General features: G+C 35.7%; 11 protein-coding genes. 6 read left to right on the top strand and 5 right to left on the bottom strand.

The window, feature by feature from the left end:
• Nucleotides 1–398 precede the first annotated feature (398 nt).
• The 6 genes from MY04_RS01065 (at nucleotide 399) to ndk (ending at nucleotide 9,801) form a co-directional block, all read left to right on the top strand.
• Nucleotides 399–2,291 (top strand): WG repeat-containing protein, encoded by a 1,893-nt coding sequence (locus MY04_RS01065; protein WP_066205074.1) that lies wholly within the window; start codon nucleotides 399–401, stop codon nucleotides 2,289–2,291.
• A gap of 174 nt (nucleotides 2,292–2,465) precedes the next feature.
• A complete protein-coding gene (locus MY04_RS01060) occupies nucleotides 2,466–4,406 on the top strand; it encodes a serine protein kinase (protein WP_066205071.1) in 1,941 nt (646 codons plus the stop codon).
• Nucleotides 4,407–4,476: 70 nt separating this feature from the next.
• Entirely contained in the window at nucleotides 4,477–5,658 is a 1,182-nt protein-coding gene (locus MY04_RS01055; protein ID WP_066205067.1) for a YeaH/YhbH family protein, read from the top strand.
• A 38-nt stretch (nucleotides 5,659–5,696) separates the two neighbouring features.
• Nucleotides 5,697–7,097 (top strand): SpoVR family protein, encoded by a 1,401-nt coding sequence (locus MY04_RS01050; RefSeq protein ID WP_084005720.1) that lies wholly within the window; start codon nucleotides 5,697–5,699, stop codon nucleotides 7,095–7,097.
• 185 nt (nucleotides 7,098–7,282) lie between these two features.
• Complete coding sequence (locus MY04_RS01045) at nucleotides 7,283–9,067, top strand: ABC transporter ATP-binding protein (RefSeq protein ID WP_066205062.1); 1,785 nt, start codon at nucleotides 7,283–7,285, stop codon at nucleotides 9,065–9,067.
• 257 nt (nucleotides 9,068–9,324) lie between these two features.
• Entirely contained in the window at nucleotides 9,325–9,801 is a 477-nt protein-coding gene (gene ndk / locus MY04_RS01040) for a nucleoside-diphosphate kinase (protein ID WP_066205060.1), read from the top strand.
• Nucleotides 9,802–9,974: 173 nt separating this feature from the next.
• On the opposite strand, the gene MY04_RS01035 is transcribed toward ndk, so the two are convergent.
• The 5 genes from MY04_RS01035 to dcuC are packed head-to-tail and all read right to left on the bottom strand — an operon-like array spanning nucleotide 9,975 to nucleotide 17,603.
• Nucleotides 9,975–11,999 (bottom strand): lamin tail domain-containing protein, encoded by a 2,025-nt coding sequence (locus MY04_RS01035; protein ID WP_066205058.1) that lies wholly within the window; start codon nucleotides 11,997–11,999, stop codon nucleotides 9,975–9,977.
• Nucleotides 12,000–12,015: 16 nt separating this feature from the next.
• Complete coding sequence (locus MY04_RS01030) at nucleotides 12,016–13,314, bottom strand: porin (protein ID WP_066205053.1); 1,299 nt, start codon at nucleotides 13,312–13,314, stop codon at nucleotides 12,016–12,018.
• A 12-nt stretch (nucleotides 13,315–13,326) separates the two neighbouring features.
• Nucleotides 13,327–14,880: a M14 family zinc carboxypeptidase gene (locus MY04_RS01025; RefSeq protein ID WP_066205051.1), complete on the bottom strand. Its 1,554-nt coding sequence runs from the start codon at nucleotides 14,878–14,880 to the stop codon at nucleotides 13,327–13,329.
• Nucleotides 14,881–14,892: 12 nt separating this feature from the next.
• A complete protein-coding gene (locus MY04_RS01020; RefSeq protein WP_066205048.1) occupies nucleotides 14,893–16,233 on the bottom strand; it encodes a porin in 1,341 nt (446 codons plus the stop codon).
• Nucleotides 16,233–17,603 (bottom strand): C4-dicarboxylate transporter DcuC, encoded by a 1,371-nt coding sequence (dcuC, locus tag MY04_RS01015; protein WP_066205045.1) that lies wholly within the window; start codon nucleotides 17,601–17,603, stop codon nucleotides 16,233–16,235. Before dcuC ends, MY04_RS01020 begins: the two co-directional genes overlap by 1 nt.
• Nucleotides 17,604–17,618 lie beyond the last annotated feature (15 nt).

The following is a 17,618-nucleotide window of genomic DNA, read 5'->3' as shown; positions in this document are numbered from 1 at the left end:
AAACTTTGAATTGGTATGATAGTAAAATTTGTAAAGAAAGATTCAAAGCAAATATAGAGTTAAAATTTACTTATACACAACTTAAGAGATATAAATAATACAATATTTTTATTGGAATAATACAACAACGAGCACATTTAGTTAGTGTGTTTATATACAACATGCTATATCTCTAGTAATTAACACACAATTTTGATTATAGTTATTCTCATTCTATCAATTTATTCAATCAAAAAAATTGGCTTTAAATGATATTGAATTAAATGATATCAATATAAAGTACTATTCAATTGTTTTTTATCGTTAGTAATTAAAACTACAGAATGATTTATCTACATTATTAATTAAATTATTGGAGATAAATCTACCTATATCTCATATTTTCAATTTACCTAATCATGAAACTCACCCTAAAAAATTATTTACTTTTATCTTTTTTCACAATATCAATTGCTCAGGCACAAGAAAAATTGATTCCTTTTAAAGAAGGTGATTTATGGGGATATAAAAATCAAAACAAAAAAGTAGTCATATCACCTCAATATCAAGCGGTTCAAACATTTAAGTTTAACACGGCTATTGTTACAGATAAACAAGGAAAGGTAGGTTTGATTAATACTAAAGGGGATTGGGAATTAAAACCTAAATATCAAGAAATCACCAATACGCTAAATGAACAGGTTTTTATTGTTCAAAATCAGAAATCACAAAAAGGAGTCCTTCACCGAGTAGGGAAAGAACTTATACCTTTTGAATACGACAGTATTTTTGTCTTCGACAATAAGAATAATTATATCGTTTGTAAAGACGATAAATACGGCATCTATAACACCGATTTAGAATATTGGAAACTACCGCTTCGTTATTATCAATTAGCTTTTGATGATAATCGAATATTAAGAGTGGTTGAGGATGATCTTATGGGATTTTTAGAACCCGAATCATTTGCTGTTATTAGTACTCCTCAGGTTGTGATGAATAAAACAAGGGGCGGAAAAAAAGTAGTTTCTTTTAATTTTGATCAAGGTAGTGAAGAAACTATAGTTCAAACTTCTGCTGGCTTCAATATTTTAAATAAACATGGTCAATTACTACTTCCAAAAGGAATAAATAAAAAACTAAAGAAAATTGATATTGCCTCATACAATGCAAATGCTTACAAAATTCCTTCAAATGCTAAGTACATAGTAAACGATAATGTCTATTTAAAAACATCGAAAGGTCAATTTGAAGAGAAAGCATTAGAAACCTTTAAGATGTATCAGGTAGATCCAGAAAATCCGAATATAAAAAGGTCAGATAATGGAAAGTACTACCTTATCAACGATGGAAAGAAAGTTTCTAAAGAATACGATAGTCTTTTTGTTTACAGCCATGATTTCTTACAGGGTTGGAATTACAATAAAAAGAAAAATAAATATGATAAGTCCTTAGTCATTGCCGATATCATGGACGAAAATATTGGCAAAGAGGTAGCAGAAGGGTACCAAGCCATGATTTCTTATTCTACATCAGAGGAAACTGATGATTACAATTGGGCAATTATGGTGAGTGCCAATAGCCAACAAGGAATATTTGATTTAGATACGAAAAAATATGTAGTGGATATGGATTACGACCAAATCAATACTCGATATCTAGAAAAATACAATCTACTATTAATAGGAAATAATGAGGATAATTATGCCATTTATGATGTAAGTATCAATAAGCAAGTGACAGAAATGAAATATCAACCCATAATTGATTCTTCTATCGAAGACATGGGGTATTTATTATTTCAAAGAAAGGGTAGTCAGAAAGAATCAGTAAAGGTATTAGACTTTTATTCTATCAAAAACAAAAAAATAACAGGTCGTACGATCGATGGCTATCAAATTCGAAAAAGAGCCAAAAAAGGAACTTTAGCTGTTTCTAAAAATACTTATGGATGGGAAACAGATCTTGCTTTTGAAGTGAGTGAGTATGCTCCTCAAAATTATCAATACATTTACTATAAAGATCATGGTAAAGGTAATGTTGGGGTTGGCTTCCTAGACAAAGATTTAAATGTGATTATACCTGCTGATTACGCTTCTATTTCGTTTAGTGGAAGTAAAGATAATTACCTCAAAGTAACTGACTTTGACTTTAATGAAGGGGTGATTGATATGAACGGAAAAACTATTGTAGAATTCGGAAAGTACAAATCGATTGGCTTAGTTTCTGACGGTGTTTTACCGGTAGTAAATTATGACAACCAAGAACAATTTATTGATCTAGATTCCAAAAATCTTACAATAAAAGACTGATCATTAACATTTTAGTTGTTGATATTTTTAGCTTTTATCCGTACATTATAGTAAGCAACTACGAAATAACCCATCGTTAAATTGCGCTAATCTTACGAAATCAGTTAAACAAATTAGTGTAACCTTTTATTATTATAGTAAGAGAGATACACACCCATAAAACCATAAACAACTATGAATGCTGCAAATGATCAAAATGAATTTAAGAAGCTCTTTGATGAATTTCGAAAAACCAAGAAAGCCAAAGAAGAGACCTTATCTTTCCTAGATTACCTAGAAGAAGTTCAAAAAAATCCAGAATTGGCAGACTTGGCACATAAGCGTATGTACAAGGCCATCACCCAGTCTGGTTTCTCTACACTCGACACGGAAAAAGATGTCCGTTTAAGAAGAATTTTCGGTCCTCACTCCAAGCTAAAAAGCTATAATTTCTTTAGTGAGGAGTTCTTCGGAATTGAGAAAGTTTTACAGAAACTCGTTCGTTATTTTCACTCTGCATCCTTAAAAGGAGAAGAATCAAGACAAGTTTTATTCCTCGTAGGTCCTGTTGGTGCAGGTAAATCATCTTTGATAGAAAAACTTAAAAGCGGTTTAGAGCAAACCACTCCTTTCTATTTCCTTGAGGGATCCCCTATGAACACCAACCCTTTATGTGCTATTCCTCCAGAATTGAGAGAAGAAATGGAAGGCAGATTAGGAGTAGAAATCGAAGGAGAATTAGATCCTGTAACACAACACAAGCTGGATCACGATTTTAAAGGCGATTTCACCAAATTTAAAGTGATTAAACGTCATTTCTCTATCCGTAAACGTCAGGGTGTAGGTATGGTTCCTCCTGTGGATCCAAACAACCAAGACACCTCTGTTTTAATTGGTTCTGAAGACATTTCTAAATTAGACCGTTACAGCGAGGACGATCCGAGAGTCCTTACTCTAAATGGTGCTTTTAATGTAGGTAACCGTGGTTTGGTAGAGTTTATTGAGGTATTTAAAAACGAAATCGAATACCTTCATGTAATGCTCACCGCTACTCAAGAAAAACGTATTCCTGCCCCAGGTAAACACGGCATGATTTACTTTGATGGAGTAATATTGGCGCACTCTAATGAAGCAGAGTGGAACCGTTTTAAAGCTGATCACACCAATGAAGCCATTTTGGACCGTATTGTAAAAGTAGAAGTTCCTTACGTTCTAGAACTGTCTGAAGAAATCAAGATCTATCAAAAAATTATTGGTAAATCCGATTTCAATGCTCATATCGCACCTCACTCATTGGAGATAGCATCAATGTTTGCCATTCTCACCCGATTAAAGCCTACCAATAAGTGCGATTTATTGACTAAACTGAAATTATATAATGGTGATGAAGTGACTGAAAATGGTCAGTCGAAGCGTATCAATGTAATGGAATTGAAAGAAGAGGTAGAGGATGAAGGAATGAGCGGTATTTCTACTCGTTTCATTATGAAATCTCTTGATAACGCATTATCTGATACTGAAACGAATACCATTCACCCAATTGCTGTTTTAGACGCACTCCAAAACAAGTTGAAAGAGGAACCAATGCCAGGTGATATCAAAGATCATTACATGCATATTCTGAAAGATATACTGTACAAAGAATATCTCAAAATGCTTGAAGGTGATATCACTAAAGCTTTTGTTCACGCTTACGACGAGCAGGCGGAGTCATTATTCCAAAATTATTTAGATCATGTTGAAGCTTATGTCTTAAAACGTAAAGTGACAGGAACGAATAATGAGGAAATGGATCCGGATATCAAATTCTTGGAGTCGATTGAACAACAAATTGGAATTTCTGGTACTGCTGCTGATGGTTTCAGACAAGATGTAATGAGCTATGTTACGCATATTCTGCGTAGAAACGGACAGCTACATTATACAAGTTATGAACCATTGAAAGAGGCTATTGAGAAAAAATTAATGGCTTCTGTTAAGGATATCACTCGTATCATCTTGAAAGCTAAAACAAGAGATAATTCACAGAAAAAGAAATACAATGCAATGGTAACCCAAATGATTTCTATGGGTTACAATGAAGAAAGCGTTGAAGCTGTCTTAGGATTTGCTTCAAACAACCTATGGAAAGATTAGCAGCATTAAATAGGTTGTCGAGACAGGGCCTATAGTGCCTTGTCTCTTTCTTATCATAAAAAAATAACACATGGCTATATTTAAAGAATTTAGTAAACAGAAAAGAGACCGTTCTGCTGCCGACCGTCAACGCCATAAAGAATTAGTTAAAGAAAAAATCAAAAAAGGTATTTCAGACGTCATCGCTAATGAATCCATTATTGGTCAGGACAAAGACAAAAAGATTAAAGTTCCCATTCGTGGAATCAAAGAGTTTCGATTTGTATATGGCAATAATAAAGGAAAAGGTGCAGCGACAGGTACCGGTAAAGAACAAAAAGGTCAAGTAATACAGGATCAACGTGGTCAACCCCAAAAGGGACAAGGCAAAGGGGAAGCAGGCAGTGATCCGGGAGAAGATATTTACGAAACTGAAATCACTTTGGAAGAAGCTATTCAGTTAATGTTTGAAGATCTTGAACTTCCTGATATGGATCAGAAGAAGTATTTTCAGACAGATACTGAAGTGATGCGAAAACTTTTAGGTTATCAGAAAAAAGGCATCCGTGCACGATTATCTAAAAGAAAAACAATGATGAATCGTATAAAAAGGATGAAGGCAAAAGGTTTAGATAGTGCAGCCTTATCCGATTCGAATGAGTCCTTCCCTTTCCATAATGATGATTTAGTATATCGCAGATTGCAAGTGGATACTGAAGAACATTCTAATGCGGTGGTTTTATGTTTGATGGATACCTCAGGTTCCATGGATCAAACTAAAAAATACTTAGCGAGAAGCTTCTATTTCATGTTATATACTTTTCTTCAAACTAGGTACGAAAACACAGAAATCCTCTTTATAGCTCACCACACAGAGGCTAAAGAGGTGACAGAAGACGAATTCTTCCATAAAGGAGAATCGGGTGGTACTATCATTTCTTCGGCTTACATCAAAGCCTTAGAAATTATTGAAGAGCGTTACAACCCTATGCTTTGGAACATCTATGCTTTCCATTGTTCGGATGGAGATAACTTCACATCAGACAATAAAAAAGCAATAGAACATGCCGAAAAGTTGAGTCAGGTTTGTAATCTATTTGGTTATGGTGAGATCAAACCAGATATCGGTTTCTCTTGGTCGACCATGCTAGATGAATACAAAAAAATTGAAGAAGAAAATTTTGTTTCTCTTCGTATGCGGACCAAAGAGTCTGTATGGCCTGCACTAAAAAAGTTTTTAACGAAAGATAAAAGCAATACACTTATGGATTAGTCTTAAGTGTATTGATATCAATAATTAAACATTTTGTGATGGATTGGGTATTAAAAGATTTAGCAGAATGGAACGATAAAATTGAAGAAATTGCACAAGACTTGGGTTTGGATTATTATCCACAAGAATTCGAAGTCTGCGATTACCATGATATGTTAGGATATCAATCGTATGTTGGTATGCCTTCTCGATATCCACACTGGAGTTTTGGAAAATCGTTTGAAAAGCAAAACACCATGTACAAATTAGGCATGGGTGGTTTAGCTTACGAAATGGTAATCAACTCCAATCCTTGCTTGGCTTATCTGATGATTGATAACCCACTAGCCATGCAAATTTTGGTGATGGCCCATGTTTATGGTCATAATGATTTCTTCAAAAACAACATCAATTTCTCTCATACGAGGGCAGAGTTTGCCTTGGAAACATTTAAACTTAATGCTGAGAGAATTCGCTCTTATGTAGAAACACCTAGTATCGGGTATCAAGGAGTAGAAAAAATACTTGATGCCGCCCATGCTATTAGTTTCCATGTGGATAGAAATCAAAGAATTGTCCGATTATCTGAGGATCAACAAAGACAACAGTATTTTCATCACCTAAATAAAGAAAAGGAGAATTGGGATGATTTAAAAAATGAAGAAAAAGAGGATGACTTCATTCCTGCTTTGTCCGAAGATCTTTTACTGTTTATTCTAGAAAATAGTCGCTTCCTTCAAAGTTGGGAAAAAGACATTCTAAGAATCGTAAGAGAAGAAACACTTTATTTCCTTCCACAGATGGAAACAAAAATTATGAATGAAGGATGGGCTAGTTTTTGGCATTACACCATTTTACACAAGCTGAACCTCCCTCCTGCGATGCATGTTGACTTTATCCGTTCCCATAATCAAGTAATAAGACCACATGTGGGAGGTTTAAATCCTTATCATATTGGTTTTCATTTGATGCAACATTTGGCTGGTACGAAGAACTCATTTGAAGAAGGTATCAATCCTCAAATTTTTGATATCAGAACAATAGACAGGGATTCATCATTCTTAAGAAGGTTCCTTACTCAGGACCTCATGGAAGAACTTGGTCTTTTTGAATATGAACAAAATAACGGAAAAGTATCTGTTTCGAATGTATCTAATGACTTTAAAGGGTGGAAAGAAGTGAGAGATACTTTGATTAAGCAAGTGGGTACAGGAAGTATTCCGATTATTAAAGTCAAAGGAGTCTCACCAATTTCTAACGCTTTATTATTGGTTCACGAATTCGACGGCAGAGAATTAGAACTTGGATATGTAAGTAAAACCATGGAACATATCTCTACCTTATGGTCTCAATTCCCTGTACATTTGGAAACACAAGTCGAAAATCAAGAAGTGACTTGCATCTACGAAAAAGGGAACTTTAGAGTAGAGAGTAACTCCGAAGAAAAAGAAAGTGCCTAAAGAAATTTTTAAATACGACCGCTTTTAGATTCATTTACTTGAGCATATTTGATAAATAAATACGTCAAATATGCTCTTATTTTATACATTAACGTTTTCGTCATCAAAAAATATGAGTTAAGTCATAAAAAAATCGTTCTTTTGCAGTTCGAACAAATAAAATAGTTTTGGGGATTTTTAGAAATATGTCGCGCAAAGACTCAGGAGAGAAAAAAGCAGCACGTTTAGATAAGAAGGGAATAAAAAAACTAAGAAGCATCTTTAGGTTTATGCTTCCTTACAAAGGAACATTTACTGTAGGTATTATTAGTTTATTTTTTTCAAGTACAGTTCTACTGGCATTGCCTCGTTTAACAGGTGAACTTCTTGATACTGCTTTAGGGAATAGTACAATACCTTATTTAGAAAATCTGACACAAGTAGGGTTAGCATTAATGGCTGTACTTGTACTTCAAAGTATTTTTTCTTTCGCTAGAGTTTATTTCTTCGCGATTGTAAACGAAAATGCAATGGCTGATTTGAGAAGAGCTTTATATGAGAAATTCATGTCTCTTCCAATGTCCTTTTATGATAAAAATAGATCTGGAGAACTTTTCAGTAGAATTACATCTGATGTAGCCGTATTACAAGATACGTTTTCTACTACTTTAGCAGAATTATTCCGTCAGGTAGCAACATTAGTTTTGGGTATCATCATATTATTTACATTGAACTTTAAGTTGACAATGTTTATGATGTTGACTTTTCCTATTCTAATTATTGCTGCAATTATCTTTGGTAAATTCATTAGAAAATTATCAAAAGGAACACAAGATGCTTTAGCAGATACTAATATTATTGTTGAAGAAACGCTTCAGTCAATTGCTACTGTAAAGACATTCGCAAACGAGCATTTCGAAGTTACAAGATATGCTAACAATTTATTTAATGTAATTAAAATTGCTTTAAAGGCTGCAACATATAAAGGAGCTTTTATTTCATTCATCATTACTGTATTGATGGGTGGAATTATTGGTGTTCTTTGGTACGGCACATACATGGTTTCAACAGAAGAAATCACTGTAGGTAACCTAATTTCGTTTGTGTTGTATACCATGTTTATTGGAGGTTCTATCGGTGGATTAGGTGATATCTATGGTAACATCCAAAAAGCTGTTGGCGCTACAGACCGTGTGGAAGAAATCTTAAATGCTGAATCAGAACATCAAATTGATAAAGAAAACGTTCCTAGATTACAAGGAAACATTTCATTCAAAAATGTAATTTTCTCTTACCCTACCCGTAAGGAAATTGAAGTATTGAAAGGTGTTGATCTAGAAATCAATCAAGGAGAAAGAGTTGCACTTGTAGGTAAATCAGGTGGTGGTAAATCTACAATCGCTCAACTTTTACAACGTTTCTATGCTATTGACTCAGGAGATATTCTAATCGATGGTAAATCAACTCAAGATTACAACTTGATTGGTTACCGTAAACATGTGGGGGTAGTACCTCAAGAAGTACTTTTATTTGGTGGAAGCATTGAAGAGAACATCAAATATGGTAATCCTGAAGCTTCAAAAGAAGAAGTGATAGACGCCGCTAGAAAAGCCAATGCATTAGAATTTATCGAATCGTTCCCAGAAGGATTTGATACACTTGTTGGTGAAAGAGGTGTAAAACTATCAGGTGGCCAACGTCAGCGTATTGCAATTGCAAGAGCTATTTTAAAAGACCCTGCCATACTAATTCTAGATGAAGCGACTTCTGCTTTGGATATCGAATCGGAAAAATTAGTACAAGATGCTTTAGAAACGCTGATGGAAGGTAGAACAAGTTTAATTATCGCTCACCGTCTATCGACTATTAGAAATGCTGATAAAATTGCAGTTTTAGAAAGTGGTAAAATCAAAGAAATTGGTAAGCATGATGAGTTAATGCAAAATGAATCAGGTGCTTACAATAAATTGATTCAACTTCAAGAGTTCTAATCAAGCTAAAACTCATAAATCAAAAAAGGATGAAAAGTACTATAAGGTGTTTTCATCCTTTTTTTTATACTCTTAAAAAAGTGGAAAAGTAGCATAAAGAGATCGTTTTTTACTTGTTAAATCTACAAGTAATCGATATGTTTGTTTACGATTTAAGTGGATAACACAACTACTATAATCAGAAAAACACATTTTTTAGTTGAGATGATTCTCTTCTTTGAAGCTCAACACCAAATAAAACAATAAACACAAGCAAAATGGACAGTTACGCCCCAAAAAAAGGTACTTTTACATTCACCATGATCAAGCCAGGTGAAGAAAACCAAGAAAATATCGGTGAAATCCTAACAATGATTACTGAAGCTGGATTCCGTATTCAAGCAATGAAAATGGTTAGGTTAAGAACAAAACAAGCAGAGATTTTCTACCGTCACTTATCAGATAAACCTTTCTTTAGAGATGTGGTAAAATACATGACTTCGGGTCCTGTTGTCGCTGCTGTTCTAGAAAAAGATAATGCTGTGGTAGATTATAGAAAATTAATCGGTGCCACTAACCCGGAAGAAGCTGAGGAAGGAACTATCCGTAAACGTTTTGCTAAGTCTACAGACAGAAACGTAGTTCACGGTTCTGACTCTGATGATAACGCCGCTGCTGAAGCATCGTTCTTCTTCTCTATGGGAGAGAGATATAATACAAACGGCTACTGTTTCTTTGGATGGGGACAGGAGTAGTTTTTTTAGGTAGTAGGTAGCAGGTAGCAGGTAGCAAGTAGTAGGTAGCAGGTAGCAGGTAGCAGGTAGCAGGTAGCAGGTAGCAATTTGTTATTTAGTGCTTTTGCCTAGAAGAAAAGGCTGATGAGTTTTGAGATTCATCAGCCTTTTTGATTTATAAATTATCAATACTGTTAATTAGAAACACTTGGTACACTACCGTCTGTTGGTGATCCTGCATTAACATAATCCTCTCTAACATTAGAAACAATCCATTCTGAGTCAGTTGCATTTGTTCCTCTTGATGTATCCCAATCTGTATTACCATGAGTAGTACCTTGTTTTCTCCAAAGTACATAATCTACAGTCGCATGAGTTACACCAGCAACATCCCAAGCAGTAGTTGGTCGTGCATCCTCTCCAACATAATCTATTGGAGTTCCATTTTTAGATAAACGAATGGCATCATCACCATTAGCTGTTAATGCAGCCCACTCTAAATCTATGGTGACTTTACTTGGATCAACTCCAGAACGTCCAATAACATAAACGTCTCCATCTGCAAGTGTACCTGATAAAGCTTCTTCAGAAGTCCATGGATTATTATTAGACCTGTAAGCTATCGAATAATTAGATAAATCAATTGAACCTCCGGTGTTATTATGTATCTCAAAATAAGTATTTCTAAATCCATCTACTGCAGCAGACGTACATGCATATTCAGAAATAAATAAGTCCGGATCTTGAGGAGTTGGTCCTCCTCCACCTTCATCCACTACATTTCTTGCTTGAGAAGCAGCATTTAAAGTTGAATAAATATGTGTTGGAATGGTAAAAGTTGCTTCAGTTCCTGAAGGGTTGTTTTGAACATCCAAATCGAGCAAAACTGAACCAGAACCTGAATCCCACCACGTTATATCCCCATCATCTAATTGATTACGATACAAATAAATATCTTCTAGCTTACTATTATTTGACAAGTCTATGGTTTGAATACCTCCACCATTTGTCCATGCACTACCTGAGTTGGTATGTCGAACTCTTAATACTTTCAATTCGGTATTACTAGATAGATTTAGGTTATCAATTTTTCCTTGTTCTGCAATGAAATACTGTAAACCTGTTAGGCTACTTAAATCAATGGTAGCTAACCCAGTTTTATTCATCGATAATGAATCTAGTCCAACAGGCAAGGTGATGCTAGTAATAGTACTAAAACCTGAAGCTTGATCAATATTTAAAGCGACTAAGTTGGTTGATGAACTCAAGTCCAATGTTTCAATAACATTATCTGCAAGATTTAATCTTTGCAATGCAGTGAAATAAGATAACTCTCCAACATTCACTATACCTTCATCCGAAACATCCAAAAACGTAATCATATTCACGCTATCGGGAATAATATAGTATTCACCTGTAGAGATAGGTCCTCCACCATAGCCTTGTTCCTTCAATGCTCTACCAAAGTTACCATCTTGAACAACAACAGCTCCATCAGGAAGTTCTACTGATGGTTCTTGTCTAGCGACTCCTTCTCTAACCGATAATTGATCATAAATCAAAGAATCAATGGTAATAGGTGTTCCAGTATTATCAGGTACTCTGATTTCATCTAAGGCTGTATTTTGAGAAACATCTAGTTCATTCAATAAATGATTTTCCAATTCTAGAACAACAAGCTTCGTATTTTTAGTCAAGTTAATTGATGAAATTTTTGAGCTTGCTGGAGCAGAACTACTATTCGATCCCTGATACTCTAACTGTTCAAGGTTGATCAAAGAATCTATTTTTAGTGTATCCAGCCAATTAAAGTTCATGTAGATCTCTCTTAGATTGGTATTGTTTGAGAAATCCAATGAGGTAAATTCATTCGATGTCAATCGGAAAGTTTCTAAACCAGTAAAGTATTTCAACTCCTCAAAAGCAGTAAGTTTTATTGGCGATAAAATATCTCCATTAGCCGCAGAACTGTTTTTGGCAATGTCTAAGTCTTTCACTCTCGCCACTTCATTTGGAATGATATAATAGACCGTATCTGTACCATTCACTTCCCTGTGACCATAATTTAAGGCGTATAAATCAAATCCAAGTACAGGATTATCGTAAAGGTAAATCTTCTGACCTCCATCGGAGTTATTATCTTCCCCTACCTGACTTTTACATCCCCATATACTTAAACTGATAAAGGTGATGATGATATATTTTAAATTCTTTTTCATTGTACTAACCATTAAATTAGAAGATGACTTGTGCAACGAACTTCACTTCCACTCTATCGTTGCTATTGTTAGAATTGTCTACCGGGTTTACTATGTCTTTTCCATCGATAAACGAACCCATGGCCTGTAATTTCAACGCATCCCTTTTGATATACTTCGATACACCCAATGTGTACCAATCTTCCTTTTGTAAGAGGCTGGCCGAATACTCTTCGTATTCCGGTAAAAGACTAGAATATCTAGCAGATACTCCCCATCCTGTTTCGAATAAATAACCCAATTGAGTATTAAAAGCTGAGCCCAAAATATATTTAGAACTCACCTCCTCTCCAGTAAATCGAATTACCGCTTGAGGTGAAGAATAGATATCCTTATTTGATCTTGCAAAGGCATTTACATAATCTGCAGAGAAGGAAATACCATTGTATTTCAGTAATAGATCCACATAAAACTTACCGTAATTGGGATACTTTTCTTTTCCGGCTTCATCATATAATATAAACTCTCCGTGCCCGTCTCCTGTTCTATGAGATGCTCCAACATTATAACTAAATGTTCCTGCAATGGATAGTTTTAGAGATTCTTCCCTTTCAAAATCAGCAAAGTAAAGCTGACCGTCTTTTCCAGAGAATGCACCTAATGGTAGAACTTCAACACGACCTCCGTATTTAAAACCTCCTTTGTCAACATCGATGGAGTTGTTTCCAAAAGAGTTCATTCCATCTCCAGAAGTAATGGCAACGGATGGATTAATTACTACGCTTCCAACATCAAATGATGATTCGAAGAACAAACCAAACTCACGACCATTGGTAGCGAAAGTATTGGATAAAGCACTTCTGTCAACCATCGATAAACGAGATTCATTAATTGCATATTCTCTACCATTGGTGAAGGTCAATTTCTGACCAAAAGTCAATTTCATTCGATCATTAAAATGATAAGCAGCCCATGCTTCATATAGAGTAAATGAATTCACAAAATCAGCTTCAATAAAGAAACTCACCTTTTCCTGAACTGCGACACCTTCTAGATTAATACGTGCCGCATTGATAAACAAAGCATTCGTTGCCGTAGAATCCATGTTCGGTAAATCGTATGTGTAAGAAGGCCTCAACATACCACTAATTTTAAAGGAATAATCGCCTTCATTCATATTGAGGTTCAATCCGTTTCCTAAAACAAAAGTGGAGGTATTTGTATTTTCCAAAAGATCGACATCATCGGTCTCATCCTGATCAATTTCCTGAGCAAATAATATGGTAGGTAACAACCACATTAATGCGAAGAATCCTATGTTTTTAAAATTTTTCATTGTTGTCACTATCTATATTTTTTGCTTTTTGATATATCTATAAACAGGCAATTCACTTCCTTCTTTAAAATCACCATCGATGACCCTGAAGGTGAAAAATGAATTATCATTTTCAGGTTCCAAAGCAGAAACTACCACATTAGAAGTAGGTTGATCCATGTAAACAATGAACGATCCTTTGGGAATCACCTTAGACTCTTTCACCGTTTTAGCTTTGGTTTTCCTTAAATAAATCTTCTCCCAAACAGCTACAGAAACATGTGTTGATTTCACCTGATAGGCTTCTACATCAATTGTTTTTTGCTGATTGAGTTGAATCACTTCTACTCCCAATGTCTTCAACTTTTCAACAGCAACTGTCTCTGTTGGCATCAAGATATAAGCATAAGGTCTTACCCGACTTTTTGATGCTTTCATCTGCAAACCGTCCGTCATGACCACCTCTATTTCTTTTTTAGATTCTGTCGCCAGATCAATACAAGTGTATTTCGTTTTTATCACTTTCTTATCTTGCTTAATGACTGCCTCCTCTTCTTGTGAAATAGTCGATTTATCTGCTTTAGCGATCGCTGCACGAATTTGATCTCCATTTTCATAGGCTGTTTTCAAATACGACATCCCTGCCAAATATGTAGTTTCCACTCTTCGTTTAAAAGAGATCCTTTTCAAGTTTACCCCTCTAATTTCCATCAATACAGAAAGACAATTGCTCAATGCATAATTAGTGGATGTTGATCTCGGGCTAGAACCACCTTGATTAAAATGAATATGTCCATTTTTCATTTTTGTTGATGAATAATCAGAGACATTTCTATCATTGGCCATTAAAGCCTCTTTCGCATTTTTCACCAGCAGATCTTTGGTTACTTCTCGAATTGTAGAATTCACATTAAGGTTATTCGAATACAAGAAAAAAGCATCGTAGTACGTTGTAATTCCTTTTTCTCCAAAGTGGGTAAAATGTGCTCGGTAGGGATTATACTCGTGAAAATCAATGGCTACTTGTGGACCGAATTCAGAAAACGCCGTTCTGATATGATTGGTTTCTGGAGCGGCTAGCTTGATAAAATCACGATTCAAATCCAAACCATTAGCAGAAACCCGTATCATATTATTATAACCATCGGCATTTGCCATAGGTAAAACAGTGATGTCTAATTTATCCAACAAGTATTCGTATTGAGGATCCTTCAATAAACTGTAAAGAATAAACATGACGCCTTCAGAACTTGCAGGTTCATTACCATGCAATCCTCCTTGAAGCCAAACTTTTATTTTCTCTGATGATGATGGTTTATTGATATGTACTCGGATAATCTCTTTTCCTCTTTGAGATTCCCCTATCCCATCGATCTTTACATACTCTTTCCCCTCAGCTATTTGATGTACAAACCTTACCATTTCTTTGTACTTGGTAAAGCCTTTCCATTCTGCTTTCTGAAAAGCTGGCGTTGGTATATCTATGGTCGCATCAGGGAAGAACTTCTCCTCCATTTTTCTGGTCTGCCCAAGACTATTGTAAACAGTCAGTAGGGAAGAAATCGCTATAATTATAATTTTCTTCATGATATTAACTGTTTAAAAAGATACTTGGAACATTAACCTACCCATCATTTCTGCATCTGCTCCATGTGCCTCTCCGTCACTTCCTTTAGTACCTTCCAATGCATTCACGTAGGTCATCGATAATTGTACCTTGGCGGCATCTTTAAAGAGAAACTTAGAGAATCCGAGAGTATAATATTTATCTCGATTATAGAACTGCTCGTTATTCAGGAAAGAGTTATTATCTGGATCGAGATAAGTAAATCGTCCATCGATAGAATATCCAGCTTTAAATAAATACCCAGCTTGAATATTATAACCACGACCCACCATCATTCTTCCAGCAATATAATCGACGATGGTTGCATTGTTTAAACCATCTTCCGATCGAAGATTTGCTGTTGTACCATTCGATCTTACTCTATAAAATATCTCAGGTGAATTCACTCTAGCATAGGCCCAATTGAATTCTCCCAAAACTGTCCATCCTTGATATTTAAACATAAAATCAGCACCTAACTTACCATAATCAGGTAGTGTTTCTGTCTGCTCGTCACTTCCTAAATAAACTAGATCTCCCCCTTTTCTACCACGACGGCTACTAATACCAACGTTATAAGAATAAGCGACTCCAAAGATCAGCTTAGGAGTTAATTGTCTTGCGTGATCTATCTCAGAGTATTCACCCATTGATCGGAATAACCCAAAAGGAAGAAAATCGATTCGACCTCCATACTTTAAACCTCCATAGTTTCTAAAGTTATTCTGACCTTCACCAGATGCGATCATTGCACCGGGCTTCACCCACCAACTTCCTACTTGATAACGCCCTTCGATAAAAAGACCAAAATCTCTAACTGCAGCAAAGGCAGAAGTCACTCTCGATCGCTCTACAAACTGAAGTGCATCAGAAGATATTCTCATCTCCCTATTGTCAGTCATTGTTGAACGCTGACCGAATGTGAATTTTAAATTTTTATTGAGGTGATAGGTGATAAATGCATCCAAGAGTGTTCCTGAATAAAGATCATCTCCATCTTCATTATTTGGAACCGCAAAGTCCGTTCTTATACGGTAACTGAATTTCTCTTTGGCCAATTTACCTTCGATATCCAAACGAGCACGACGAACACGGAAACGCGATTCCATATCGTCCCAATTACTCGTGGTTCGGAACTCAGCAGTAGATTGTACGTAACTTCTGATTTTCATAAAATACGCTCCGCCTTTTCCTTGGAAGCGTAATCCCCTCCCTAATTCATAATCTTGTATATGGAAAGGAGGATCAGAAGAAGCTTCCTCTTGAGCATAAAGCGAATGCCCCATACTACTCAAAGCCAGAATACTGATTAAGGTGATAATAGTCTTTCTCATTAGAAGACGGTTTTTAGGACAAACATGGAAACAAGACCTGTTATTAAAGGGATCAAGTTTCGTTTAGCGAGATCAAAAGATGATATACCAGCAAGGTCTGAGGTAGCTATAATAACACCCGCAATAGGTGATGTAGCACGCCCCATACTAGATGCCAATTGCATGGATAAGATCATTCCGATTTTATCACCTCCAAGTTGAGCAGCGATGTTTGGTACCAACGGACCAAAGGAGAAAAAAGAAGCGTTACCACTTCCCATCAACATAGAAGCGAAGAAGATCATGACAGTCATTAGGATAGTTACTCCAAAAAAGCTTAGTCCAAGACTTTGAGAAGCCGAAACCAAGTGATCGATAAAACCTAATGAGATCAGACCTTTAGAGAACATTTGGGCACAAACGATTAACGTTACCACACTGGCAAACACTTTACCCATACCTTCCCAGAATATTTTCATAGAACCCAATACCTTTTTCACACCTCTTTTTCGAACCACTTCGAAGATCATTCCTGTCACTGTACAGATCAACATGGCCGTGGTAGTATCTAATGTTATTGGAGGATCAAATAGCTCAAATGTAGGCGTGAATATCATTAAGAGTACCAAAGGCATAACGGGTAAGAAAGCGTAGTACAATGGTGCATCTACAGTAAACTCATCTGCATCATCCAATGGCACTTCATCTTGTAAACCTTGTTTCTTATCATAATATCTATTCACGAAGTAATAAGTAATCATCAATACCACAGTTAAAGGAACAGTCAGTGGTAATTGATGTTGAAGGAAGTATTGCACCGCTTCTAAACCTACTTGATGAGAGGCTTGTGCTGTGTTTGCAGAGGCCGGTCCCATATCGAAAACTGTACAAGCTGTAATTACTGATACAGCAGATACTTTACTAATACCTAATCGTACTAGTACAGGATATATAGAAGCCATCAATAGTAAACCCAAACCTGTTGCTGAAGGTGTACACATGAACAAAAATTGTCCGATGGGTATCACACAAACAGCGGCTAGATAAGGAAATTTCCGCATATATTTTAGTGGCTTAGTACTCACATATACCAAAGCATCTGATGCTCCAATATGCCTCATGTAAGCCACAAATCCACCGATGGTCATAATCATAAGACCTACTTTAGCTCCCTTGTCTGCCAATACTTCTTTTATCATGGCAAAGAGATCGAAGAAGGCTAATCCCGTACTTTTATTCATTTCTGGAAGTCCTAATCCCATAAAAAGGGCGACGACCATCATCAACAAACCGCTGCTTAACAAGACGGCTTGGGGGTTATATTTATTGGTAAGTAAATACGCCACAGCGGCGATAACTACCAAAGTAATAATGACACTAATGATTGTCATACTATTTATTTATTG

The sequence above is a fragment of the Flammeovirga sp. MY04 genome (assembly GCF_001682195.2).
GTDB lineage: Bacteria > Bacteroidota > Bacteroidia > Cytophagales > Flammeovirgaceae > Flammeovirga > Flammeovirga yaeyamensis.
Note: the sequence above shows the minus strand (reverse complement) of the source record. Positions and strands in the feature narration are given on the sequence as shown.

What these genes read in the sequence shown, in the direction of transcription:
- MY04_RS01065 (WP_066205074.1), top strand. Translation starts at nt 399, where the DNA reads ATGAAACTCACCCTAAAAAATTATTTACTTTTATCTTTTTTCACAATA.
- MY04_RS01060 (WP_066205071.1), top strand. Translation starts at nt 2,466, where the DNA reads ATGAATGCTGCAAATGATCAAAATGAATTTAAGAAGCTCTTTGATGAA.
- MY04_RS01055 (WP_066205067.1), top strand. Translation starts at nt 4,477, where the DNA reads ATGGCTATATTTAAAGAATTTAGTAAACAGAAAAGAGACCGTTCTGCT.
- MY04_RS01050 (WP_084005720.1), top strand. Translation starts at nt 5,697, where the DNA reads ATGGATTGGGTATTAAAAGATTTAGCAGAATGGAACGATAAAATTGAA.
- MY04_RS01045 (WP_066205062.1), top strand. Translation starts at nt 7,283, where the DNA reads ATGTCGCGCAAAGACTCAGGAGAGAAAAAAGCAGCACGTTTAGATAAG.
- ndk (WP_066205060.1), top strand. Translation starts at nt 9,325, where the DNA reads ATGGACAGTTACGCCCCAAAAAAAGGTACTTTTACATTCACCATGATC.
- MY04_RS01035 (WP_066205058.1), bottom strand. Translation starts at nt 11,999, where the DNA reads ATGAAAAAGAATTTAAAATATATCATCATCACCTTTATCAGTTTAAGT.
- MY04_RS01030 (WP_066205053.1), bottom strand. Translation starts at nt 13,314, where the DNA reads ATGAAAAATTTTAAAAACATAGGATTCTTCGCATTAATGTGGTTGTTA.
- MY04_RS01025 (WP_066205051.1), bottom strand. Translation starts at nt 14,880, where the DNA reads ATGAAGAAAATTATAATTATAGCGATTTCTTCCCTACTGACTGTTTAC.
- MY04_RS01020 (WP_066205048.1), bottom strand. Translation starts at nt 16,233, where the DNA reads ATGAGAAAGACTATTATCACCTTAATCAGTATTCTGGCTTTGAGTAGT.
- dcuC (WP_066205045.1), bottom strand. Translation starts at nt 17,603, where the DNA reads ATGACAATCATTAGTGTCATTATTACTTTGGTAGTTATCGCCGCTGTG.